Below are 22,671 nucleotides of genomic sequence, written 5' to 3' on the forward strand. Positions count from 1 at the left end.
ATCCGGCGCGGTCGGGTCGCATGGGTTATACCTGAACCGATCCCTGTACCGCCGTCAGGAGCAGTCGATGAAACGTTCAGGCCCCAGACCCGTCATCTCCCTCGAAGAGCTTTCCGGTTGCCTGCTGGTGAAATTCCACGGCATCCAGGTGGCCGCTTCCTCCCACGTGCTGATCCTCAAGGAAGCCAACTACCCGCCGGTCTATTACGTCCCCCGCGAAGACATCGACGAGAAATACTTCGCCCGCACCGACCACACCAGCTACTGCCCGTACAAGGGCGACGCCAACTACTTCAGCCTGCAGGTGCCCGGCCATGAAGGCGCCAACGCGGTGTGGACCTACGAACGCCCCAAAGTGTCGGTGGCGGCGATCCGCGACTACGTGGCGTTCTACCCCGATCAGGTGAAGTTCCAGGTGATCAGTTGAACCGCCGGGCTCAGCGCCAGACCTGCAACGTGACTGCCCCGGTGTTGTTGAAGTACATGATCCGCACATCGTTGGCGAAGCACCTGAGCTGACCGCTGGCCGGTGCGACCCAGCCGTCGGGCCAGCGCAGGCCGTCGCCGATGGGGAAGAAACTGTCCCGGTCCTTGTCGACCGCGCCGATCAGCGTGAACCAGGTGGCGCCTGGTGCCTTGCAGCGGATGTACGGCAGGAACTTGTCGAGTTTGGGTTGCGGCTCACCGTTGGCGTTGTGCTGTGTGCCCCAATCGAACCAGTTTCCCCAGGCCCGGAAGAAATAGCGTTCCCCGGCGGTCAGCATCACCGAGGTGGGGAACCAGGGTTCGACGGCCCGGACGTCGACGGTGCGCAGCAGTTCGCTTGCGCCCGGTGGAGCGAGGGTTGAAGGCGTCATGTGCGGGCTCCGGTGCTCAATAGTTCAGGTCGACGATGCGCTCTTTCAGGTTGACGTCGGGGTCGAGCCGCAGAATGGTCTTAAGGGCCGAGGTCATGACATTCACGTCGTTGTCGAATCCGCCGTGGGAGGTGTCGTGCTTGTCTTTGTCGTCGGGCCCGTACTTCATTTTCGTGTCGTTGTAGATGTGCAGGGTTCGTGCGGCCTCCTCGGTCAGGCCTTTGCCCGTCAGGGCGAAACCCGAAGGCGCATTGCCGTTCCAGTAGAAGTTGTTCCACTGCAGGGTCATGTCTTTGGCGGCGGGGTTCCATTCGCTCAGTTTGGGGTCGCTGAAGGTGTGATAGGCACCGTCGAGGCTCTTGGCCATGCCCAGCAGCGGCATGCGTTGCAGTTCCTCGAACGAGCGGGAGACGAGGTAAAGCAGCGATTTTTGATAGACGTGGATGACGTTGTCGTCCTGTTCGCGATTGTCGGACATGATGTGCAAGTGGAAGTCGCTGCGTTGCAAGCCGCCGTCTTCGATGACCCTGCGATAGGTCCGATTGGCGAAGTCGAGCGTGCAGGCCGGCGCCAACAGTGTGGACGTGGCGGTGGGCAAATGCCTGGACCAGAGCAACTGGATCAGATGCCCATTGATCAACGACCCGGCGGAGTGGCCGATCAGGTGCAGTTCGACGTTGGCTGGCCCCAGGTCGGCGGCGAGCGCCTGCAGATTGTCGGCTATCTCCACCAACGCCCGCGGTGTGAATCCGCTGACCGAACCGGCCAGCGCGTTCTGCTTCGTCTGGCTCCATTGGTCGCCGCCGAATTGTTTGGTGAGCATTTCCAGCGTGCGATCCATGTCCTCCACGAATTCGTCCTTGGCGTCTTTGATCGAGTCGATGATGCCGCCCGAGGAGAAAAGCAGGCCGGGGAAGTTGTCTTTGACGATATCCGCCACGGTCTCCAGCACGCCGGTGCGCCAGGTGATGAACAACGGGTAGACGCCGTTTGCGAGGAAGTAGGGGGCCATCGCGCAGATGCGATCGATCGAATCGCTCTCGGTGTTGAGGCCGCCGTGGGAGAAGACCGCGATACGCAGCTTGTCCGGCCGGTCTGAGTCCTTGAGGTTGCCGTACCACACCTTCGGCGCTTGCCGAACGATATGCATCACGGCGGTGCGCACGTTTTCCTTGTCTACGAGGCGTGGGCCGATGGCGCCGTTGTTTTCCATGACCACCGTCATTCCATAGGCGGCTTTCGGCTCCAGGGCGGGCAGGCCCTTGCGGGGCTTCTTGAACAGGTCGAACGACAACAGGGAAAGACCTGCGCGCTTGGCGTTGACCGGAGACAAGGCATCGATGAACGGGGACGAAGCACCGCCCCGGACGTCGGCAGGCTGCAGATTGCGCGCAACCGTTCCGTGCTTGATCGGCACCCCCAGCGACACTGTCCAGGCATCGGTGCCGTTGGCCAGCCAGTCTTCGAACGTCAGGATCGCAAAGCCCGAAAAGCCCCAGGCCGTGGACCAGGAGTTCTGCACGATGAACCCCTCGTGGGTGTAGCCGAGGAGGGCGAACGCGTGTCCGCCTTCGGGCTTGGACGTCCACTTGATCACCGGCAGCTGGGAGGTGCTGTGGAACGCCTGGGTGCCCGACTTGCCCTTGTGCTGCAGATCCCAGCCCTTGTGCACATTGGCCGACACGTAGAGCACTTTCGTTTCATGCAGCGCCGCCATCATCGCGGTGATGTCGTCTTTCTCGACGCGGTAGTAAACGCCCAGCGGCCGGGTCACGGCGTCCTGCGCCCAGTTGGCGGCCGGCGCTTCGAAGTCCGGCGCCGAGCCGTTCGGCGCGACGGTGTAGGGCCACAGGCTGCGTTCGCAGGCACCGTGCTTGTGCCAGCCCTTCAAGGCCCCGCGGCAGCTGGAGCCGGTGTAGTCCTCGCCCGGCCACTCGTCGTAGAGCTTGGCCAGATGGTAGAGCTGGCGCGGGCTGGTCAGCACCGACTGGCGGTCGCGCCACCACAGCAGGTAGTTGATGACCGCCGAAAGGCCGAAACCGGTGCAGGCCCCTTCGTTGCCCTGGTACAGCACCATGCCGCGGTTCAGGTAGTCGGCCAGCTCATGGATGATGTCGTCATCCGACGGGAACGCGGCGGGAAGCGACTGCACGCGCGGGGTGAAGATCCGGTCGCGCAGGTCCAGGCGATCCGGGCGGGCGTCGAGGGTGAGGGGAGTCTTGGCGAAGGAAAACACGGAAGCAGGCATGGGGAAATCCTCGATCCGAGAGGCGCGTACCCCCACGCCACGAACGCTTTCTGCGTCGCAGGGTTTCGTTGGTGAGGTTTAGCGTAGACGAGAATTTCCGGGCGCAGGCGCGGGGTACGGCGAGCCGATGAAGCGTGGTCGGCGAAGGGGTGCCCCTCGCCGACAAGGACCGGCGTCAGTTCTTGTTCAGGTCGATGTTCTTGGTCTCACGCAGGCACAGCATGCCCACCACCAGGCTCACCCCGGTGATCAGCACCGGGTACCACAAGCCGTAGAAGATGTCCCCGGTGTACACCACCAGCGCAAACGACACGGTCGGCAGGAAGCCGCCGAACCAGCCGTTGCCGATGTGGTAGGGCAACGACATCGAGGTGTAGCGGATGCGGGTCGGGAACAGTTCGACCATCAGCGCCGCCAGGGGGCCGTAGCACATGGCGGAGATGATGATCAGCGCCACGATCAGGGCGACGATCATCGGCTTGTTGATCTGCTGCATGTCGGCCTGCTGCGGGTAGCCGGCCAGGGTCACGGCGCCGCGCAGGGCGGCTTCGTCGAAGCCGTCGAGCTTGACGTCGCCGACGCTCACCTGCACGCCGCTGCCGGCCGGCAGGGCTTCGCTGTTGTAGGGCAGGCCCTGCTTGACCAGGAAGGTCTTGACCTTGTCGCACGGGCTGTCGAATTTGGCCTTGCCCACCGGATCGAACTGGAAGGTGCAGGTGGCCGGGTCGGCGGACACGGTGATCGGCGCCTGGCGGCTGGCCTGGTCGATGGCCGGGTTGGCGTAGTGCGCCAGGGACTTGAAGATCGGGAAGTACAGCGCCGTGGCCAGCAGCAGGCCGATCATCAGCACCGGTTTGCGCCCGACCTTGTCCGACAGCCAGCCGAAAATGATGAAAAACGGTGCGCCGATCACCACGCTGACGATCAGCAGGCTGTTGGCCACCGCCGCGTCCATCTTCAGGAACTGGGTGAGGAAGAACAGCACGTAGAACTGCGCCGCGTAGAAGGTCACCGCTTGCCCGGCGTTGATGCTGAACAGCGCGGTCAGTACCACCTTGAGGTTTTCCCACTTGCCGAACGACTCGCGGATCGGCGCCTTGCAGGTCTTGCCTTCCTCTTTCATCTTCAGGTACGCGGGCGACTCGTGCAGGCTCAGGCGGATCCAGGTGGAGATGCCCAGCAGCACGATCGACAGCAGGAACGGAATGCGCCAGCCCCACACCTCGAACTGATCGCCGGTGAAGTAACGGCAGCCGAGCACCACCAGCAGCGACAGCAGCAGGCCGAGGGTGGCGGTGGACTGAATCCAGCTGGTGTGGAACCCACGCTTGCCGATGGGCGCGTGCTCCGCCACATAGGTCGCGGCGCCGCCGTACTCGCCGCCCAGGGCCAGGCCCTGGAGCATGCGCAGCACCACCAGAATGATCGGCGCGGCGATGCCGATGCTGGCGTAGGTCGGCAGCAGGCCCACGGCGAACGTCGCCACGCCCATCAGGATGATCGTCGCCAGGAAGGTGTACTTGCGCCCGATCATGTCCCCCAGCCGACCGAACACCAGCGCTCCGAACGGCCGCACGATGAAGCCTGCGGCGAACGCCATCAGCGCGAAGATGAACGCCGTGGTGTCGTTGACCCCGGCGAAGAACTGCTTGCTGATCACCGCCGCCAGGGCGCCGTAGAGGAAGAAGTCATACCACTCGAACACCGTCCCCAGGGACGACGCGAAGATGACCTTGCGGGTATCGGGGGTGGTCTGCGTGGCGCCCACGGCGTCCAGCGGCTGAACGTGTTCTGACATATCGGTATCCCTCACAGTGATTGTTTTTGTTGTTTCCACTGGTGTTGCGTGTCCCGGTGACGCGCGATGTCTGTGAAGCGGGTGCAGCGTCCCCTGTAGGCGCCAGCCTGCTGGCGATAGCGGTAATTCAGGAGATCGCCAGCAGGCTGGCTCCCGCAAGGTCTGCGGCGACGGTCGGGGAAAGGATCAGTTGCGCCGCCTTCTCGGCAATCATCAGCGTAGGCGAACAGGTGTTGCCCGAGGTGATGCGCGGCATGATCGAGGCATCGGCGATGCGCAGGCCCGGTACGCCGTGCACGCGCAACTGCGCGTCCACCACTGCGTCCGCCCCGTGGCCCATGCGGCAGGTGCCCACCGGATGGAAAATCGTCGTGCCGATCTTCGCCGCCGCCTCGTGCAGTTCCTCTTCGGTCTGCAGGTTGGCGCCGGGCAGGTACTCCACCGGGTTGAACACGCGCAGGGCCGGGGCGGCGACGATGCGCCGGGTCAGGCGGATCGCGTCGGCGGCCACGCGCAAGTCTTCGGGATGGCTGAGGTAATCGGGCTGGATCAGCGGCGCCGCCTGGGGATCCGCCGAGCGGATCTCCACCCGGCCGCGGCTCTGCGGACGCAGGTCGCACACCGAGGCGGTGAAGGCGGGGAAGGGGTGCAGCGGTTCGCCGAAACGCTCCAGCGACAGCGGCTGCACGTGGTACTCAAGGTTGGCCGAGGTCTGCTCCGGCCCCGAGCGGGCGAACGCGCCCAACTGGCTCGGCGCCATCGACAGCGGCCCGCTGCGGTCATACAGGTAGCGCAGGCCCATGCCCATCTTGCCCCACGGGCTGGCGGCGATCTGGTTGAGGGTGCGGGCGTTCTCCAGCTTGTAGATCAGCCGCAGTTGCAGGTGGTCCTGCAAGTTGCCGCCCACGCCCGGCAGTTCATGGACGACACCGATGCCGAGGCGCTCCAGCAACGGCCGCGGGCCGATCCCGGAGCGCTGCAGAATGCTTGGCGACCCCACGGAGCCGGCGCACAGCACGATCTCCTTGCGCGCCTTGAACGCCTTCGCCTGGCCTTGCCAGCGTGCACGGACCGTATTGGCCCGGCCGCCCTCGAACAGCACCCGGTCCACTTCGGCCCCGGTCAGCACGGTCAGGTTGGCCCGGTCGCGGATCGGCTTGAGAAACGCCTTGGCCGCATTCCAGCGCACCCCGGCCTTCTGGTTGACCTGAAAGTAGCCGCAGCCCTCGTTGTCGCCCAGGTTGAAATCGTCGATGCGGGCAATGCCGCTTTGCTCGGCGGCCTCGCGGAACGCATCCAGGATCGGCCACGACAGGCGCTGCTGCTCGACCCGCCATTCGCCTTGGTCGCCATGGAACTCGGCGGCGCCGGCAAAGTGGTTTTCGCTCTGCTTGAACAGCGGCAGCACGTTGCGCCACGCCCAGCCGGGATTGCCCTCAGCGGCCCAGCCGTCGTAGTCGCCGGCCTGGCCGCGCATGTAGATCATGCCGTTGATCGAGGAACAGCCGCCCAGCACCTTGCCGCGCGGGTAGCTCAGCGCGCGGCCGTTGAGGCCGGGTTGCGCTTCGGTCTTGAAGCACCAGTCGGTGCGCGGGTTGCCGATGCAGAACAGGTAACCCACGGGGATGTGGATCCAGGGATAGTTGTCGCGCCCGCCGGCCTCCAGCAGCAGGACGCGGTGCCGGGCATCGGCCGACAGCCGATTGGCCAGCAGGCAGCCGGCGGGACCGGCGCCGACCACGATGTAGTCGTATTCATCAAGGGAAGTCTGCATTCCCTGACCTCGCTTCTTGTTTTTGTTGTCGGTCATCCTAGTTGTTAGCTTTCGTCAAAAGAATGTTAGTTTTTGCGCAGCCGCTGTGCGTTTTCAAACAGCGCCCCTCCCGCGTAGCCAACAAGGACAAGCGATGTTCGACTGGAATGACCTGCGCTTCTTTCTGGAACTGCAACGCAGCGGCCGCCTGCTCACCGCCGCCCGCCGGCTCAACACCACCCACGCCACCGTCGCCCGGCACATCGAGGCCATCGAGAAGAGCCTGGGCACCGCGCTGTTCATCCAGCACGCCCAGGGCTACGAAATGACCCCGGCGGGGGAGGCGCTGCTCAAGCACGCCGAAGCCATGGAAAACGTCGCGCTGCTGGCCCAGGAAGAGATCACCCAATCCACCGCGCCGCTGGGCAAGATCCGCGTCGGCGTCACCGAGGGGTTGGGCATCATGTTCCTGGCCAGCCGCATGGGCGGGCTGTTCGAGCGGTATCCGGGGCTGGAGGTGGAACTGGTGGCCGTGCCGCGCTTCGTCAGCATCCTCAACCGCGAGGCGGAAATCAGCATCCACCTCGAACGCCCGGCGGCCGACATGCTCGTCACCCGCAAACTCACCGACTACCGCCTGGCGCTCTACGCCAGCCGCGCCTACCTCGACGGCGCGCCGCCGCTGCGCAGCCGCGAAGACCTCGGCCGCCACGCCTGGATCGGCTACGTCGACGACTTGCTGTTCAGCCAGGAGCTGATGTTCCTCAACAGCTTCTGCCGCAACCCCCGCGTGGTGTTCCACAGCACCAGCGTGATCGCCCAGCAACAGGCGGCGCGCTCGGGGCTGGGGATCGCCGTGCTGCCGTGCTACATGGCCGCGTCCGACCCGGAGCTGGTGCCGCTGCTGCCCGACGAAAGCATCGAGCGCAGCTACTGGATCAGCACCCGGCGGGAACTGCACAAGTCGGTGCGGCTACGGGTGGTCTGGGATTATGTGGTGAGCCTGTGCGAGGCGGAGCGGGGGTTGTTGCAGGGGTGAAGTGGCGCAGAACGTTGCTGGGTTGAAGCATTGTTTCTGTGGTAAAGGGGCTTGTCGAATCGTCGCACCGTCCCGCTGGGGTGCGACGATTCGACAAGCCCCCTCACCACAGGTGCGGTGTCCTAGCGGTTCTTCACGTACTCGTCGTATGCCGATTTGCTCATCAAGGCCGTATTGCTTCTTTCAGAGGTTTTGATCTTGAACAACCATCCCTGATCCTCCGGGCTTTCATTGACGAGTTCGGGGGAGTCATTCAGCGCCTCATTGATCGCAATCACTTCTCCGGAGACGGGAGCCAATATTTCGGATTTTGACTTCACCGACTCTACTTCAGCTATGTATTCACCCTGACTGGCGTTTGTGCCGATGTTCGGTAAACCAACGTAGACAATATCGCCCAACGCATCCTGGGCATGAACCGTAATGCCCACCGTCACGATATCCCTGTCGAACAACAGCCACTCATGTTCCGTCGTATACATTTTCCCCATCTCGATCCACTCCAGGTCGATTGAATTATCCCTGTGGCGAGGGAGCTCGTTCCTGCGCAGCAGGTCACGCTTTTTTGGCTCGCTTCGCCATCCAGCCATTCCGTGAATGGGGCCAGCGTAATCAGAACCCGGCCAAAAGTGACCTGACAGAAATGACAGTCCGTTAGAGCGTTTGGCGATTCCCTCAATCACGGATAGATCGAAAAAAGCGTCGTCCGCTGGACGCCCCGGGCGTTCTGGACTTCAATCCGTCATCAAACCCAGGAGCCCGCCCCATGACCGATGACACCAAACCCAAGGGCCCGGCCTCGTACTTCCCGTCCATCGAAAAAAAGTAACGTCGGGCAAACGGCATTGCGGCGCACGCGCCAACGCTGCCGCTCAAGCCCCGTTGCCCAACAACCGGCTCAACGCCTCCAGCTCACCTTTCTCCACATCGGACACCAGCACGAAACGCATGTGATCCGCCTGCCACGACACCACGTTGAAGCCGCGTATCGTCTGCACCTGCTGCGGCTGATCGGCCCCCGGCGTGGGCAGGATGAACACATTGATCACGTGTTTGGCCCGGCCATAGGTCAGGGCCGCCGCCGTCTGGTGCTGCAGGTAGTCCAGCCGCCCACCCAGCAGCGGGAAGCCGTGCGCCGCGTAGTCGGCCACCGGCGGCGAGAAGTCGAGCTTGCCGGTGAACCAGGGCTTGACGGTGTGGCGGTCGGAGGACACCACATCGTTCAGGTGCCCGCCCATCAGCGAGCGCACGTGGCTGGAGACCGCCTCATCCATCAGCGGCTGTTCGCCGCCCGGCGTCGCCACATAAAGCACCATCGCCAGGGCCAACGCGGCGGCAGAGAACGCCGGCGCGAACCATGCACGCCAGCGCCCGGCGGTGCGCGGGGCCGGTTCGACCGCCGCCAACACACTGGCCGCCAACCCGGGCGGCGCCGGGTAATACGCCGCGTGCTGCTTCACGGCGGCCTTCAGCGATCGGTACTCGTCATGCAATTGCGCACACCCGACGCACGTGGCCAGGTGCGCCGCGACCTGTGCCGCTGCCGCCGGGTCGAGTGCCTGATCCAGGTAACCATGCAGCTGGGTGCGGCAAACCGTGCAGTCGAATTCATTCATGGTCGTGCAACTTCAGCAGTTCGAGCTTGAGCAGGGCGCGGGCCCGGGCGAGCCGCGACATGACGGTGCCGATGGGAATGTCCACCACCAGGGCGATGTCCTTGTAGGGCATGTCTTCCAGCTCCTTCAGCACAATCACCTCGCGAAAGGCCGGCGGCAGGGCACACAGCGCCTGCTGGAGCAACGCCGCGTTTTCCGTGTGGATGGCCGAAAGCTCCGGGCCCTGCTGGTGGGCGGGCGCCGTTTCGTCGACGCTCAGGTCGTCATCGATGGCCACCCAGCGGTGCCCGGCCGACGCCTTGAGCCAGGTGTAGCTTTCGTTGCGCACGATGGTCAGGAACCACGCCTTGGCATTGCCCTCGGCGAAACGCTGCAAGAACCGAAAGGCGCGCAAGGCGCTTTCCTGCACGACGTCGCGCGCGGCGCTGTCGTTGCCGGTGAGCCAGCGCGCGAGGTTATAGGCGGCGTCCAGATGGGGCGCAATCAGTTCCTCGAATCGCGTCATAGTGATTCCCGCACCGTCACACCCCTATAACCGTGATGCTTCGCCTTTTATTCCCTGAAAAGAATTTGTTTTTCGGCGCGGAATAAACCCGCGCCCCGAAAGGTTCATTCCCTGTCGGCTACATCACTGTAGCCCGCCAGCGAGGACACACCGATGGACATTCGATCAAAACACCCCCGGCGCACCGACGGCCCGGCCAACCCTGACCGCCGCACACTGCTCAAATGTTCGGCGTGGGCCGGCGCCGGGGTGCTCTGGGCCCTGAGCGGCGGCGTTCCCCGGGCGTTCGCGCTGGACGCGGCGGGCAACGTCAGCGACCCCAAGGCCCTGGACAGCACCTTCCACTTCGTGCAGATCAGCGACTCGCACATCGGCTTCAACAAGGAAGCCAACCCGGAGCCGGCCAAGACCCTGCAAGCGGCCATCGACAAAGTCGTCGCGCTGCCCAAGCGGCCCGCGCTGATCCTGCACACCGGCGACATCACGCACCTGTCCAAGGCCGAAGAGTTCGACACCGCCGCGCAATTGCTCAAAGGCCTGCCGTCCCCCGTGCACTACGTGCCGGGCGAGCACGACACCCTCGACGAGGGCGGCGGCAAGCTTTACCTGGAACGCTACGGCAAGGGCACCAAGGGCAACGGCTGGTACAGCTTCGACGACCACGGCGTGCACTTCATCGCGCTGGTCAACGTGTTCAACTTCCAGGCCGGCCGCGAAGCCAACCTCGGCGCCGAGCAACTGGCGTGGCTGGCCGACGACCTGCGGGCCGTGGCCACCAGCACGCCCGTCGTGGTGTTCACCCACATTCCGCTGTGGACGATCTACCAGCCCTGGGGCTGGGGCACCGAGGACGGCGACCAGGCCATCGCGATGCTGCGCAAGTACGGCTCGGTCACGGTGCTCAACGGGCACATCCACCAGGTCATCCAGAAGGTCGAAGGCAACATCACCTTCCACACGGCCCGCGGCACGGCGTACCCGCAGCCGGCACCGGGGGCGGCGCCGTCGCCGGGGCCGATGACCGTCGCCGCCGACCAGTTGCGCAACTACCTGGGCCTCACCGACGTGCGGGCGACCCAGGGCGAGCACCCGTTGGCGCTGATCGACTCGACACTGGTCTAGGGGAGGGCAGGCAAATGAAAACGCGACTGTTGGCCGTGGTCGGCCTGATGCTGTCGGTGCCGGCGTGGGCGCAGGACGTGAAGATCGACATCAAGGAATTCATGTTCGGCCCCAAGGACCTGACCGTGGCCGTGGGCACCAAAGTGACGTGGGTGAACGACGACCAGATCCCCCACACCGTGGCGGAAACCCACAAGGCGTTCCGCTCGGGGGCGCTGGACACCGATGACACGTTCTCCTGGGTGTTCGATACGCCCGGCGAGTTCGACTACTTCTGCGTGCTGCACCCGCAGATGATCGGCAAGATCGTGGTGACCCCATGAGCACCCGCCCAAGCGTGCCCCGCGCCGCGGCCTATAGTGAAGGGGTGGTCCTGCGGGGCCACCCCCCATGAACCCTGCGCACGAAGAGACTGTTATGGACAACACTCTGATTTCATTGATTGGTTTTGTACTGGGCATGAGCATCGCCACCGAACGGCTGGTCGAGATCGTCAAAGGCTTCATCCCGATGCTGAATCAGACCAGCGACGATGCGAAGGTCGAGGCGCGGCGCCGATCCTACCTGCAGATACTGGCCGTGGTCGGCGGCGTGGTGACGGTGCTGTTGTCCCGGGAAGCGATTCCGGCGGACATCCCGTTCTTGAGAAGCGACTTCGGCGTCGTTTGCCTGGGCCTGTTGGCCAGCGGCGGCTCCGGCTTCTGGAACACCGCCCTGACGTACGCCACCCAGGCCAAGGAACTGAAGAAAGTCGCGGTGAAGAAGGCCCAGGAGGCGCCAGTGATCGCACCGGTGGCAGCGGTTGCCGCTGTCGTGCCGGTGGGGCCTGCCGGTGACCCTGTCTGAGTTCTGCGACACCCTCCTGTTTGCCTGACCCCCTTCGCCCGGAGGGGGCCAGGTTTCATGTTGAAGCGGTTCGGTGGCGGGTTGTTTCAACAGCTGTCGGCGCTGCTGTTTAAGTGACGCATCCGGTCATGGGTCAGTGCCCACGATGCCTTGCGCCATGGCCTACGCGTGGGCCAGAATCCGCCGCTTTGTGCGCCTTGTGCGCCTTGGGGTGCGGGTTTTATCGTTTTCGGGTCACTGGGTCCCGGAAGGGCCTGGCAAGAAAAACCACTATCCACCCCAACCCTACGCCGAGTATCCAAAGTTCTTGGCGAGCTACAAGTCAGCTGGAGGCACTGCGAAATGAAGGCCCCGATCCTCTTGTTCCTCGCAATGTATGGCGCGGGAACCAGCTTGGCATTTGCCGGTGGTTCACAGGCGATAAACGACAAACAGGGGCCAGCAGGCATCGCCGTCGGTGAATCTTTGGTGGCGGCCAGGTCCAAGTTGATCAAACAAGGATGGAAGCCAACCCCGATGCACAACCGCGATGGCTATGAGTACAGCGGTGTCGAGCGCGAGCTGGCTGCACGCAAATTCCTGGAACTTGATACCTGCTCCTTTGATAGCTCGCGCTGCATCCTGTTCTATTCAAAGAAAGGCGCCTGCTTGCGCATCGACACCATCGGTGAGCAACTCAAAGACATGACGGTGACGCGATGGGCCGATGAATGCCCGCAGGCGCCTGCCGAACCCAATGGCGGCGACGCGGGTCAGTAACGAGCTTGTAAATGGGGCAAAGGGGGACTGATGTATTGCTCAAATACATCAGTCCCCTTTTTCTGAAGCGGTTCGGTGGCGGGCCGTTTCAACAGCTGTCGGCGCTGCTGTTTAAGTGACGCATCCGGTCATGGGTCAATGCCCACGATGCCTTGCGCCATGGCCTACGCGTGGGCCAGAATCCGCCGGCTTGTGCGGCTGGGGCGCGGGTTTTATCGTTTTCGGGTCACTGGGAAACAGTGATCGGGTTTGGTAGCCCGTCTTCCGTCAGAAGCACAAGACTACTGTCTTGCGGGGACTTCATCGTCTCTGTTTTATGGTGGTCATGCGCGGGGCACCCTCGGGTGCGCCGGGGTTCCTGACGACCGGTCTACCAACCTGCGTATGGCCTCCACCCATCGTTTGGTAGCGAGGGTGCTGGCTCCTAACCGTTCTTGCGTCGGGAGTTACACCATGATCAAACCCACACCCAATCCGCCCATCCTCGATCCGGCATCCCCCTACGAATCCATCGATTCCAGAAAACTCAACGAAGCCGCCGAACGCGCCCTCGACCACTACCTCAACCCGGCCCCCTCCATCATGGCCAGCGCCAACGCGGCCGAACCCATGTACTTGCCCAACCCGGCCTACGACACCGAATCCCTGCTGGCCAACGCCTGCGAAAACCTCGGCGCCGCCTCCGAAATGCTCAACAACTTCGCCGCCGTCCTCGACGCCGGCCACCGCCGCACGGCGATCGGTATCGCGCAGTTGGTGATGCTGGGGGAAGTGGCGGTGGGGCAGGCGTTGGATAACGTCGAGCCGAAGGGGTAGGGCCGAGGCGTTTTGCGACGACGGCGGGGCCTGCATCTGATGGCTTGGGTTGCAGGCCCCTCTGTCCTACCATCGGCACATCGACAGAACGGAGGTTGATATGGAAGGTGGTCAGGACAAACGAATCATCATCGTGGGCGCAGGCATCGTCGGCGCATCGCTGGCGTATCACTTGGCCCGGCACGGTGCGCAGGTCACCGTGGTCGAGGCCGAAGAGATCGCATCGGGCGTGACCGGCCGCTCATTCGCCTGGCTCAACACCTCACACCCCGAACCCGACCCGATTGCGCCACTGCGCGGGGTTGCCATCGAGGAGTACCACCGGCTCGAAACCCAGGTGCCCGACCTGAAGATCCGCTGGACAGGCGCCTTGACCTACGGCGTGACGGCGGGCGGCGTACCGCCGGCCAACCGGGTGACCCGTTCGCAGATCCTCGACCTCGAACCCAACCTCAAGAACCCGCCTCAATCCGCCGGGTACGCGGCGCAAGAAGGCGCGCTGGACGCCGTGGCCGCCTCGCATGCGCTGATCGCGGGCGCCGAGGCACACGGAGCGAAAACGCTCACCCAGACGCGAGTGCTCGGTTTCGTGACGCAGGCCGAAAGGGTGACCGCCGTCGAAACCACCCGAGGCACCCTCCATGCCGATGTCGTCGTATTGGCCGCCGGCACAGGCACCGCGAAGCTGACAGAGAGGCTGGGCGCGCCCCTGCCCATCAACGCCTCGCCCGCCATTTTCATCCGCTACAGCGCACCGCCCAACCTCGTCCATACCCTCATCTCCAGCCCCGACATGGAAGTGCGGCAAAGCGCGGACGGCGCGTTGCTGGCGGCAGAGGATTACCTGGACGACACCGCAGAAAACCAACCGGCAGCGATCGCACGCCGGACGGCCCAGGCCATTCAGAACGAACTCCATGTGGCTGAGTCCCTTGAACCGGAGTGGGCCTGCGTCGGCCTCAGGCCCATGCCGGCCGATGGCGTTCCCGTCATTGGTTATCTGCCCAATGTGGGCGGTGTCTATGTGTGCGCCATGCACCCTGGGGTTGTGTTGGCGGCGGTGGTGGGGCGGCTTGTCAGTGAGGAGATCATCGACGGAAGGGTGGCAGGAGAGCTTGATCCTTGTCGGCCGGATCGGTTTTTCCGGGCTTAGTGGGGTGCTAGCAGGTCTCGGACAAATCCTAGAACCGGGACGGCGGCTCATCTCCGGCGTTGATGTGGGAAAAGACAGCGTCTGGATTCGCCTGGCACCAATACCGGAACAGCAGCGAAGGTTCGGCCCCCGCAAAAAATTGACCGACAGTGCGCTCGGCCGGGACAAGCCACTTAGGCGTGGGCCATTGCTGAGCAAAAACACCGATGGGCTTGCCGGATGAACAGATGATCCAGGTCGCCAGTCCGCCACTGATGCCGGGAAGGTAGCCGGTGCCTTGTATCGCTTCGAACAAGCCGTCCAGCGTGGCGGTGGGATCGATCCTGATCGAAGTCCTGTGGCTGTGCAGGTCATCCCCAGCATGCACGCTGTCTCGATCGAGGGTGATGATCTGCATGAGTGTTCCTTCTTCCCGTTCTGGGCTAACGCCCTTTCAAATCAGCCTGGCCACGGAGCCCGCAGGCAATGTCCGAGCGGCCTCCATTGCCTTCAGCTGTTCAACGATCCGGTCACGCTCGTCCTTTGGCGTCTCTCGGTCGTTGATGGCGTAGGGCTGGCTGTCGACCCAAACGCTGAGCTGCTCAAGCGCCGACGGCTCGCTAGGGCTGTGGTTGAGTTGCTGGAGCAGATACCCTGCCTGGCTCCACTTGGGCATCAGTCCAAGGAGCGCCAGGCGCCGGGTGGGTGACAGCGTTGCCCAGATCGTGTCGAGCTGATGGATGAACGGCGAGCCGATGACGCTCCAAGGCTGAGTGCGTAAACCCAGGACGCCGGCCTCAAAAACGGCCCGGGCCGGCTCTGCGACCGCGGCGATCAGCCTCTCAGGGTTGTCTTCCCCTTCGAGCATCAACACGAGCGAACGCACCGCGCCGCTGCTTTGGCTCAAGGCCGCGGTCATCCAGTGTTCAGGAATACGCAGCTTCAGGTCCTGCGCCAACCCGAGGAGGCCGAGCCAGCGGGCCTTTGTGGCAGGCAACTCGCCCGCCAACTGGGCCTGCAGCATCTGCAGCGGGTCGACGCCGTACTTTCCGGCGGCCCACAGCGCAGTGGACCTGGCCGCTGGCGACGGATCCAGCAAAAACGCTTCGATCAGTTGCGTGCGGCCGGTCTGCAAGCGGATCGCTTCCAGGAACGACTGCCTCCTGAGGATGCTGCTCTTGCTGGCGAGCCCGAACGCGATGGCCCGCTGGGCCGACGCCGGCTCAAGCTCCATCGCCTTGCCGAGCGCCAAGCGGCGCACGCTGAAATCGACATGGTGAAGGCACGCCACCAGAAACGCCTCCCGCTCATCCTCAACCTTCGTCTGAACGAGCACCCGAAACAGCAACCGCGCGCACGAGCCTCGGCTGGCGTCGAAACCCGCCGCGCAGCGCTCGACGCATTCAGGCGTTGCCAGCAATGCTTCAAGCTTGTTGATCGTCGAACGGTGGTCGTCGCGATGGCGATGCTCAAGCGCCAGAATGGCGGGCATTTGAGCGACCAGCCAACCGGCATGCTGCGGCGTCAGGTAGTCTTCGAAAGCCTCACGCGCGACTGCGCGAACCTGAGGCACCCAATCATTGAGCCGCACGATGATCGCCGCCAACCGTTCCGCCGACAGAGAAGACCGAACCGCCCGCAGGCCGGCTTCCCGGTCGAATCCGCTCCACGAGGTGATAAGCAACGTCCAGTCACGGAGGGGGGAGGGATCTGGTGGCGTGGCTGTGGTGCTTGGGGTTGCGATGGCTGCGGCTGTGTGGCTTAGGGTGTCTGCCGTGGCGGGCGTTTTGCCGATGAATCGTTGCAACCAACTTTTCCACATGAAGCTGAATATCCCTGAGTTTGAACGGTGGCGTGGGGGTAGCATGCCTGTTCAGGGGGTGTTTTGGAACGGCTCGCTGGAAACCATCGGATCAGCCCTGCACTGAGTACGATGAAGTGGAAAAAACACATAAGGGATTTGGTGGACTGCTAATTGGAACTTAGAAAACGGCTAGTCGGCCTCGTTTGTGTGGTCAGCTTCTGTGCTCAGGCGGTCGATGTTCCTATCAAAGAAGGGATGCCGTTTGTCAGTGCCAGAAAGGCGTTGATCAACAGTGGGTGGAAGCCGAACCCTACGTACTCGGGTGAGTTTGGGGTGGAGAGCATCCTTGTGAGGAAGGGCTATACAGAGATTGAGTCTTGTACGGAGGGGGTTAGGTATTGCAGCTTCAATTACGTCAAGGATGGGGTGTGTCTGGGTGTGGGGGTTGTTGGGGAGGAGGTTGGAGGAATGAAGGTTTACTCATGGGCCTTCAAGTGTCCTGAGACGGAGTGAGGAAAAGCCGGTTTAAACGGTCGGAATCGGCGCTGTTTAAGTGAAGCATCCAGACACCGGCCAATGCCCACGATGCCTTGCGCCATGGCCTACGGCTGAGCCAGAATCCGCCGGCTTGTGCGTCTGGGACGCTCCCCGTAACTTGATTTCCGTCACTGCCTATCAGTGATCGGGTCTGCAAGCCCGCCGGAAAACCAGTCGCACAGCCTAGCCAAAAGGACGCTTTCCTGTGTCCGCTCAATGGCGGCTTTGTGCGGGAGACCTTCGGGTCTGCCGGGTGCCTGGTTTCCCGGTCTTGCAGACCCGCACACAGCTGCCACCCATCATCTGCAAGTGATGGCGGCCGCTCCGACCGGAAAACCAGGAGACTCGCCATGATCAAACCCACACCCAACCCGCCAGCCCTCGACCCGGCATCCCCCTACGAATCCATCGATTCCAGAAAACTCAACGAAGCCGCCGAACGCGCCCTCGACCACTACCTCAACCCGGCCCCCTCCATCATGGCCAGCGCAAACGCGGCCGAACCCATGTACCTGCCCAACCCGGCCTACGACACCGAATCCCTGCTGGCCAACGCCTGCGAAAACCTCGGCGCCGCCTCCGAAATGCTCAACAACTTTGCCGCTGTCCTTGACGCCGGACATCGCCGCACCGCGATAGGGATTGCGCAATTGGTGATGTTGGGGGAGGTGGCGGTGGGGCAGGCGTTGGATAACGTTGAGCCGAAGGGGTAGGGCTGACGCGTTTTGCGACAACTGGTGGTACGAGGGGGCATGCGATCAAGTTGCTTGGTTGCATGCCCCATCGGTTTTTTTGTCGGGTGGGAGTCAATCACAATGGCTGCTTTCGGCCAGAAGCGGACGGTGGTACGTGCCATTTTCGGCTAGAAACAGCTGTTTGCTGTGTCAAAAAAACCGGGACGATTCAATTAGCTACTGTTTGCGACCGGCGTCTCATTGAGGCTCAAGATCAAACGCCAAGGTACTGGCCAAAATCAATGGGGCTCATGTGGATCGATTCATCTAACCGAGCTATGGTTTGCTGACCCGATTGCAGGCAGCTTCGCATCAAGTCCAGGGAGGGTGGCACATGCTTAAGAGCATTGAGAAAATAAAGGGTCTTGGCGTTTATCAAAACTACAACAAGCCTTTGGGCACCCAAGAGTTCGGAGTCAAGAACCTCATTTACGGCTGGAACTATTCTGGAAAGACCACTCTCTCACGCCTGTTCGCCCAGCTTGAGGCGAAGATAGCCAACCCAGACTTGTCGGGATGCGAATTCTCCTTTGGCACCGGCGATGATGCGATCACCGAAAAGAACTTCTCTCGGAGCAACATATCAGTTCGCGTATTCAATTCCGACTTCGTAAAAGCCAACCTGCACTTCGATGGCGGAAACTTCAACCCCATCCTTCTGCTCGGTAAAGAATCCGAGGAAGCACAGCGAAAGATCGACAATCTAGGGACGCGGATCAAACGTTCTGATTCAGTTCAGCGCAAGCTGAATGGTGAGATCGAGGCTCTAAAGCTACGCATTTCCCAGGTTAAGACAGAAACGGCAAAGTTCATCCGCCAACGCTTAAAAGTTGATCCCTACACAGCTGCACATTTAGTGCAGGATGTGTTGGTCGTGAGTATTCTCGACTCCCAGCTTTTGATGGAGAATGAGCTCTCCGATGCCATTGAGTTAGCATTGACACCTGACTCTAAGAGACCAAGCATTGTCGATGAGCTTCAGGCATCTCCCGCGATTGAGGAACTACACAAAGAGGCCGTGACGCTGCTGGCCGCAACGCCTAGCTTTTCCAACACCCTGAAGCATCTTGCAGAAAATCCAGCTATTGAACGCTGGGTGCAAAGTGGTTTGCATTTACACTCCACCGCTGGGGCATGTGAGTTCTGCGGTAACGAGCTAACACCGGCACGTCTTGAGGAGTTACTCACTCATTTTTCGAAAGATTTGGCAGACCACCAAGATAAAGTTGACGGGTTGCTTGAGCGAGCGAAAGCGGCAGAGTTCAAATTGACATGGCCGAAAGCTGCCGAGCTCAACCCGCAATTTCGAGACAGCTACAACCTCGCAATCGATTTATTGCCGGCTGCCCTCAATGCATTCAACCAAGCGGTCAAGAGACTTGTTGGCGAAGTTCAATGCAAGGCCGATGACTCACGCAAAGCGATGAAGCCCACCCCGTTGGCTCAAGGTCTAGAGGTGGACATCAAGGACGCAGTAGCAGCGGTCAATGCAATCATCAAACAAAACAATGAACTGGCCTCGAATTTCACCAAAGCTAAAGCGGACTCCCTAAGAAAGGCAAAGTATCACTACGTACAACAATTTATTGATGAGCAGGATGCTGCCGGTCTGAATGTGAAGAAGGATCGGCAGGTCAAGCGGTGCGACAGGCTGAAGGCCTACGTCGACAAACTCCAGCCAGAAATCGACAGGCTCCAAGCCGAGATCAGCCAAGCTCAACAAGGCAGGGAAAAAATCAATGAACGCTTGGCTTCGATGATGGGGAGCGAGGCTGTTCAGATAAAGGTCGTCAAAGATCCAGCAGGCCAAGACCGATTTCAAATGATCCGAAAGGGCGGGGCCGTCGCAAAGAATCTCAGCGACGGGGAGCGAACCGCCATTGCTTTCTCTTACTTCCTTACGAAACTACAAGGGATCAAGCCTGCAGAGTTCAAAGAGACCATCGTCTATATCGACGATCCAATTTCGAGCTTGGACGCTAACCACATTTTTCAAGTGACTGCAGCTATACGGGCGCTGTTCTTCACGCAGCAGGACAGGAATGAACCGTGGAAAACGACATGCAAGCAGCTTTTCGTCTCCACGCACAATTTTGAGTTCTTCAACCTGCTCAGGGAAATTAAGCCTGTAGCAAACAAACAGGGGGCACGGCTCTTTCTTATCCGACGGATTGCTGAGAAATCATCAATGCTGGAAGACATGCCGGCATCGCTGGCACGCTATCAATCTGAATACCACTTCTTGTTCGAAGTCATCCATCGGTTCAATCAGGCACCTGACAAAACTGCATATGACGTACTAATGATGCTCCCGAATGCGATGAGACGCTTTGTCGAACTCTATACTTACTCCAGGCTTCCTGGCCCGAAGGACGCTGAGCAGGTGGACGAGCGCGCAGAGGCTCTCTTTGGCGTCGAGCGAGCGAAACGAATCCTCAAAATTTTCCACTACTTCAGCCACGGCAACACGCTTGAGCGGCTGGCAGGCAACAACGAGCTGATCTTTGATCTGGAGCATGCCGTCAAAGACCTGATCGATGCCATCACTGAAAGAGACAAGCCGCACATGGACGCCTTGATTGCAGCGATACACGCCTGACTGAATCGCCCCTACGGACTTAGATAATTCCACGCGATAGCTTCATCAGACAAGTGTCTGCTTCTGGTCGGAAGCAGACGGCCAGAAGCGGGCGTTCGGGTTCGCCCGTTTAGGCTTCAAAATGTGCTATTGCAACTCAACAAATGTCAGGGTTAAATCAAGCATGAGGGCTGCTGGCTGTTCTGTACTGTTCGGGGAGTTCGGCGTCCATGGTATCAATGCTGATTGTAATTTAGTAGCACTACAAGAGTGCTGTCTGTGAATTATGTTTAATACTAAAATTTATATTAGTATTGAATATTTGACATGTTACATGCACAAGTATTTTGGCTAATCGATGCAAGGAGGCGTAAGTGAAAATTGAGAATATTTCGATCAGCGACATTGGAGGGATTCATTCATTATCCTTGAATTTCAATCCAAGAATGAATATTTTATGCGGCCCAAACGGAATAGGCAAAACAACCATACTTGAGTGTATCGCCCATTGCTTTACGGCTGGTGAGACTTTTGTCTTACGTCGCAACGTCCTCGCCCCAAGCGGCAAGATAAAAGCGTCACTCTCTCATAATAGCGTCGCCTCTACAATTGGCTTTGAACTTACCCAATACGAGCCACATCAGGGTGCCGGCATACATGGGGATGCCACTAATTCAGGTTATTTGCTTTCACTTAAAACTTCTAGGACGTTTGCATACACTCCTCTGCAATCAATCTCGAAGGATGTAGAGAAGCAGATACATAATATTTGGCAAGAAGGTAGAGCCGGAGTGGGGCTGCACGATATAAAAAACTGGTTTGTTAACAGATATTTATACTCGGCCCATGAAGGAGCCCTATCAGAAGCGCAGAAAAATAATTTTGCTCTGGCTAAGAAGTGTTTTTCAGCGTTAAACCCAGAGTTCTCGTTTAAAAGAGTAAATGCATCAACTAATGAAATACTTGTAGATTCGCCTGGCGGGCCGATATATTATGAGTATCTTTCTTCGGGATTCAAGTCTTGTCTTGCAATTTTTTTTGGTATAATAAAAGAAATAGAGTTTCGTTTTTCTGACGTTCGCGCAGTGGATTTCGAGGGGGTTGTTCTTATTGATGAAGTCGAACTTCACCTCCATCCAGAATGGCAAAACAAAATAGCAGGATTGCTTTCTGAAATATTCCCTATGGTTCAGTTTATCGTAACCACTCATAGCCCTCACGTTATCCAGTCCGCTGAGCGAGATCAAATACTAGCTCTTGAAGTTCGCGACGGACAAGTTGCCCCTCGAAAGCTTCCAGTATCTGATTATGGGTTTATGGGATGGACAGTTGACGAGGTTCTCACGGACGTTATGGGCATGACCGATACTCGGACGGAAATATTCAACAAGCTTATGAACGAATTTACGTCCGCCATAGATCAGGAGAATTTTGCATCAGCTAGCCTGGCCTACGGCGAACTAGATAGCTTGCTCCATCCCCTAAGTCACCTTCGAAAACTACTCCGGCTTCAAATTGCTTCATTAGGCGGGAGTCAATAATGATTAAACTGGAGCGAAATTTTCATCCGCTATGCCTGAGTCCAAACGAAACAGCGCGATTAACCGATATTTTCAAAGAAAAAAATATCTCGGTTTGGAATTTTTATGAGTTAAAGTCTGCATTGCTCGAAACTAGTTTTGGGAAGTGCGCCTATTGCGAGTGCGATTTAACAAAAGAAAGTAAATACATGGAGGTTGAGCATTTTCGGGGAAAAGATACATACCCTGACGATGTTATGAATTGGAGTAATTTATTACCCGCATGCAAGAGGTGCAATGGAACCAAGGGCGACCATAATGTTGAAGAAGTGCCAATTATTAACCCATATGAAACGAACCCTCGTGAACATTTTAATTTTCGCTTATATCGTTTTCGTGCCAAAACTAATATTGGGTTGGAAACCATCGGCGCGTTTGATCTGAATAACTCCGACCGCGCAGTTATGGTGCGCTTCGAGATTGGCGAGCGACTTCATGAAGCCTTAATAAAAGCCCGAGAGAGGCTGGATGCGTACAAGCTGAATTTATCTACAAGAACTAAGAATTTGTTAATAGGTACAGTTAAATCTATTTTGGCCGAGTGTCAATGCTCTTCCGAGTATGCCGCTACAACTGCTACTATTTTACATTCGGACGCTGAATACTCTCATATAAAAAATGAAATTATGAAATTAGGTTTTTGGGATCAAGAGTTGCTGGATTTAGATGCTTCTTCCATTTTGCTTAAGCTGGATATCGGATAAAAAATCGCCCCAATAGCACTAAGGCATGTTTGCGGGAATTATAGCTTTGGGATTCAATTGGCGTGTCGTGGGGTGGGTCGAAAATGAAACATTCCTCTCGCGGTTCCAATCCCTAATCGGAGCGATCGAACGGATGTTTGTGGCCCGCAGCAGACATAGTCGAACGTCTGCTTCTGGCCGAAAGCAGACTCTCTCCAAATCAAAAAGCCCACCCCATCTATCTCCCAACCTCAAACCCCCCAC

General features: G+C 59.8%; 22 protein-coding genes. 13 read left to right on the top strand and 9 right to left on the bottom strand.

The window, feature by feature from the left end; genetic code table 11:
* Positions 1-67: 67 nt before the first annotated feature.
* Positions 68-427, top strand: coding sequence for a DUF427 domain-containing protein (locus CAG31_RS09050; protein WP_085580038.1), 360 nt, complete (start codon positions 68-70; stop codon positions 425-427).
* 10 nt (positions 428-437) lie between these two features.
* Here CAG31_RS09050 and CAG31_RS09055 read toward each other — a convergent pair whose 3' ends face one another.
* From CAG31_RS09055 to CAG31_RS09070, 4 genes are all read right to left on the bottom strand, one after another.
* Entirely contained in the window at positions 438-857 is a 420-nt protein-coding gene (locus tag CAG31_RS09055) for a hypothetical protein (RefSeq protein WP_085580040.1), read from the bottom strand.
* Between the two features lie 16 nt (positions 858-873).
* A complete protein-coding gene (locus CAG31_RS09060) occupies positions 874-3,105 on the bottom strand; it encodes a C1 family peptidase (protein ID WP_085580042.1) in 2,232 nt (743 codons plus the stop codon).
* A gap of 175 nt (positions 3,106-3,280) precedes the next feature.
* Positions 3,281-4,903, bottom strand: a complete 1,623-nt coding sequence (locus tag CAG31_RS09065; protein WP_085580044.1) for an MFS transporter — start codon at positions 4,901-4,903, stop codon at positions 3,281-3,283.
* A 127-nt stretch (positions 4,904-5,030) separates the two neighbouring features.
* Positions 5,031-6,677: a GMC family oxidoreductase gene (locus tag CAG31_RS09070; RefSeq protein WP_085580046.1), complete on the bottom strand. Its 1,647-nt coding sequence runs from the start codon at positions 6,675-6,677 to the stop codon at positions 5,031-5,033.
* Positions 6,678-6,810: 133 nt separating this feature from the next.
* On the opposite strand from CAG31_RS09070, the gene CAG31_RS09075 reads away from it, so the two are divergent.
* A complete protein-coding gene (locus tag CAG31_RS09075; RefSeq protein WP_085580048.1) occupies positions 6,811-7,695 on the top strand; it encodes a LysR family transcriptional regulator in 885 nt (294 codons plus the stop codon).
* A 122-nt stretch (positions 7,696-7,817) separates the two neighbouring features.
* On the opposite strand, the gene gcvH is transcribed toward CAG31_RS09075, so the two are convergent.
* The 3 genes from gcvH to CAG31_RS09090 all read right to left on the bottom strand — a co-directional run bounded on the left by gcvH (position 7,818) and on the right by CAG31_RS09090 (position 9,816).
* Positions 7,818-8,378, bottom strand: coding sequence for a glycine cleavage system protein GcvH (gene gcvH, locus CAG31_RS09080; RefSeq protein WP_371856132.1), 561 nt, complete (start codon positions 8,376-8,378; stop codon positions 7,818-7,820).
* A gap of 189 nt (positions 8,379-8,567) precedes the next feature.
* A complete protein-coding gene (locus CAG31_RS09085) occupies positions 8,568-9,311 on the bottom strand; it encodes an anti-sigma factor (RefSeq protein WP_085580052.1) in 744 nt (247 codons plus the stop codon).
* Complete coding sequence (locus CAG31_RS09090; protein WP_085580054.1) at positions 9,304-9,816, bottom strand: sigma-70 family RNA polymerase sigma factor; 513 nt, start codon at positions 9,814-9,816, stop codon at positions 9,304-9,306. Before CAG31_RS09090 ends, CAG31_RS09085 begins: the two co-directional genes overlap by 8 nt.
* 153 nt (positions 9,817-9,969) lie before the next feature.
* On the opposite strand from CAG31_RS09090, the gene CAG31_RS09095 reads away from it, so the two are divergent.
* From CAG31_RS09095 to CAG31_RS09120, 6 genes are all read left to right on the top strand, one after another.
* Positions 9,970-10,938, top strand: a complete 969-nt coding sequence (locus tag CAG31_RS09095) for a metallophosphoesterase (RefSeq protein WP_085580056.1) — start codon at positions 9,970-9,972, stop codon at positions 10,936-10,938.
* 14 nt (positions 10,939-10,952) lie between these two features.
* Positions 10,953-11,261 (top strand): cupredoxin family copper-binding protein, encoded by a 309-nt coding sequence (locus CAG31_RS09100; protein ID WP_085580058.1) that lies wholly within the window; start codon positions 10,953-10,955, stop codon positions 11,259-11,261.
* Between the two features lie 94 nt (positions 11,262-11,355).
* A complete protein-coding gene (locus tag CAG31_RS09105; protein ID WP_139831332.1) occupies positions 11,356-11,784 on the top strand; it encodes a hypothetical protein in 429 nt (142 codons plus the stop codon).
* A gap of 342 nt (positions 11,785-12,126) precedes the next feature.
* Positions 12,127-12,543, top strand: a complete 417-nt coding sequence (locus tag CAG31_RS09110) for a hypothetical protein (RefSeq protein ID WP_085580063.1) — start codon at positions 12,127-12,129, stop codon at positions 12,541-12,543.
* A gap of 453 nt (positions 12,544-12,996) precedes the next feature.
* Positions 12,997-13,359 (top strand): DUF6124 family protein, encoded by a 363-nt coding sequence (locus CAG31_RS09115; RefSeq protein ID WP_085580065.1) that lies wholly within the window; start codon positions 12,997-12,999, stop codon positions 13,357-13,359.
* Positions 13,360-13,438: 79 nt separating this feature from the next.
* On the top strand, positions 13,439-14,512 hold the full coding sequence (locus CAG31_RS09120; protein WP_371856133.1) for an NAD(P)/FAD-dependent oxidoreductase: 1,074 nt from the start codon (positions 13,439-13,441) through the stop codon (positions 14,510-14,512).
* A 28-nt stretch (positions 14,513-14,540) separates the two neighbouring features.
* On the opposite strand, the gene CAG31_RS09125 is transcribed toward CAG31_RS09120, so the two are convergent.
* The gene (locus CAG31_RS09125) at positions 14,541-14,909 is read right to left on the bottom strand and encodes a hypothetical protein (protein WP_085580069.1); all 369 of its coding nucleotides are present in this window, start codon (positions 14,907-14,909) and stop codon (positions 14,541-14,543) included.
* A 36-nt stretch (positions 14,910-14,945) separates the two neighbouring features.
* The gene (locus CAG31_RS09130; protein ID WP_139831333.1) at positions 14,946-16,298 is read right to left on the bottom strand and encodes a hypothetical protein; all 1,353 of its coding nucleotides are present in this window, start codon (positions 16,296-16,298) and stop codon (positions 14,946-14,948) included.
* A gap of 168 nt (positions 16,299-16,466) precedes the next feature.
* Here CAG31_RS09130 and CAG31_RS28570 point away from each other — a divergent pair, with 168 nt between their 5' ends.
* The 5 genes from CAG31_RS28570 (at position 16,467) to CAG31_RS28105 (ending at position 22,428) form a co-directional block, all read left to right on the top strand.
* Complete coding sequence (locus CAG31_RS28570; protein ID WP_256578073.1) at positions 16,467-16,808, top strand: hypothetical protein; 342 nt, start codon at positions 16,467-16,469, stop codon at positions 16,806-16,808.
* Between the two features lie 374 nt (positions 16,809-17,182).
* Positions 17,183-17,545 (top strand): DUF6124 family protein, encoded by a 363-nt coding sequence (locus CAG31_RS09140; protein ID WP_085580075.1) that lies wholly within the window; start codon positions 17,183-17,185, stop codon positions 17,543-17,545.
* 355 nt (positions 17,546-17,900) lie between these two features.
* Positions 17,901-20,165 carry an AAA family ATPase gene (locus CAG31_RS09145; protein ID WP_085580077.1) on the top strand — a complete coding sequence of 755 codons (2,265 nt, stop codon included), beginning with the start codon at positions 17,901-17,903 and terminating at the stop codon, positions 20,163-20,165.
* Positions 20,166-20,518: 353 nt separating this feature from the next.
* Complete coding sequence (locus CAG31_RS09150; protein WP_085580079.1) at positions 20,519-21,685, top strand: AAA family ATPase; 1,167 nt, start codon at positions 20,519-20,521, stop codon at positions 21,683-21,685.
* Positions 21,685-22,428: an HNH endonuclease gene (locus CAG31_RS28105; RefSeq protein WP_139831334.1), complete on the top strand. Its 744-nt coding sequence runs from the start codon at positions 21,685-21,687 to the stop codon at positions 22,426-22,428. Before CAG31_RS09150 ends, CAG31_RS28105 begins: the two co-directional genes overlap by 1 nt.
* The last annotated feature ends 243 nt before the right edge of the window (positions 22,429-22,671 follow it).

It is taken from the genome of Pseudomonas sp. R25(2017) (assembly GCF_002112565.1).
Lineage (GTDB): Bacteria > Pseudomonadota > Gammaproteobacteria > Pseudomonadales > Pseudomonadaceae > Aquipseudomonas > Aquipseudomonas ekonensis.

Bases quoted from the DNA above. Each gene is read 5' to 3' on its own strand.
- CAG31_RS09050 (WP_085580038.1), top strand. From the start codon at position 68: ATGAAACGTTCAGGCCCCAGACCCGTCATCTCCCTCGAAGAGCTTTCC.
- CAG31_RS09055 (WP_085580040.1), bottom strand. From the start codon at position 857: ATGACGCCTTCAACCCTCGCTCCACCGGGCGCAAGCGAACTGCTGCGC.
- CAG31_RS09060 (WP_085580042.1), bottom strand. From the start codon at position 3,105: ATGCCTGCTTCCGTGTTTTCCTTCGCCAAGACTCCCCTCACCCTCGAC.
- CAG31_RS09065 (WP_085580044.1), bottom strand. From the start codon at position 4,903: ATGTCAGAACACGTTCAGCCGCTGGACGCCGTGGGCGCCACGCAGACC.
- CAG31_RS09070 (WP_085580046.1), bottom strand. From the start codon at position 6,677: ATGCAGACTTCCCTTGATGAATACGACTACATCGTGGTCGGCGCCGGT.
- CAG31_RS09075 (WP_085580048.1), top strand. From the start codon at position 6,811: ATGTTCGACTGGAATGACCTGCGCTTCTTTCTGGAACTGCAACGCAGC.
- CAG31_RS09085 (WP_085580052.1), bottom strand. From the start codon at position 9,311: ATGAATGAATTCGACTGCACGGTTTGCCGCACCCAGCTGCATGGTTAC.
- CAG31_RS09090 (WP_085580054.1), bottom strand. From the start codon at position 9,816: ATGACGCGATTCGAGGAACTGATTGCGCCCCATCTGGACGCCGCCTAT.
- CAG31_RS09095 (WP_085580056.1), top strand. From the start codon at position 9,970: ATGGACATTCGATCAAAACACCCCCGGCGCACCGACGGCCCGGCCAAC.
- CAG31_RS09100 (WP_085580058.1), top strand. From the start codon at position 10,953: ATGAAAACGCGACTGTTGGCCGTGGTCGGCCTGATGCTGTCGGTGCCG.
- CAG31_RS09105 (WP_139831332.1), top strand. From the start codon at position 11,356: ATGGACAACACTCTGATTTCATTGATTGGTTTTGTACTGGGCATGAGC.
- CAG31_RS09110 (WP_085580063.1), top strand. From the start codon at position 12,127: ATGAAGGCCCCGATCCTCTTGTTCCTCGCAATGTATGGCGCGGGAACC.
- CAG31_RS09115 (WP_085580065.1), top strand. From the start codon at position 12,997: ATGATCAAACCCACACCCAATCCGCCCATCCTCGATCCGGCATCCCCC.
- CAG31_RS09125 (WP_085580069.1), bottom strand. From the start codon at position 14,909: ATGCAGATCATCACCCTCGATCGAGACAGCGTGCATGCTGGGGATGAC.
- CAG31_RS09140 (WP_085580075.1), top strand. From the start codon at position 17,183: ATGATCAAACCCACACCCAACCCGCCAGCCCTCGACCCGGCATCCCCC.
- CAG31_RS09145 (WP_085580077.1), top strand. From the start codon at position 17,901: ATGCTTAAGAGCATTGAGAAAATAAAGGGTCTTGGCGTTTATCAAAAC.
- CAG31_RS28105 (WP_139831334.1), top strand. From the start codon at position 21,685: ATGATTAAACTGGAGCGAAATTTTCATCCGCTATGCCTGAGTCCAAAC.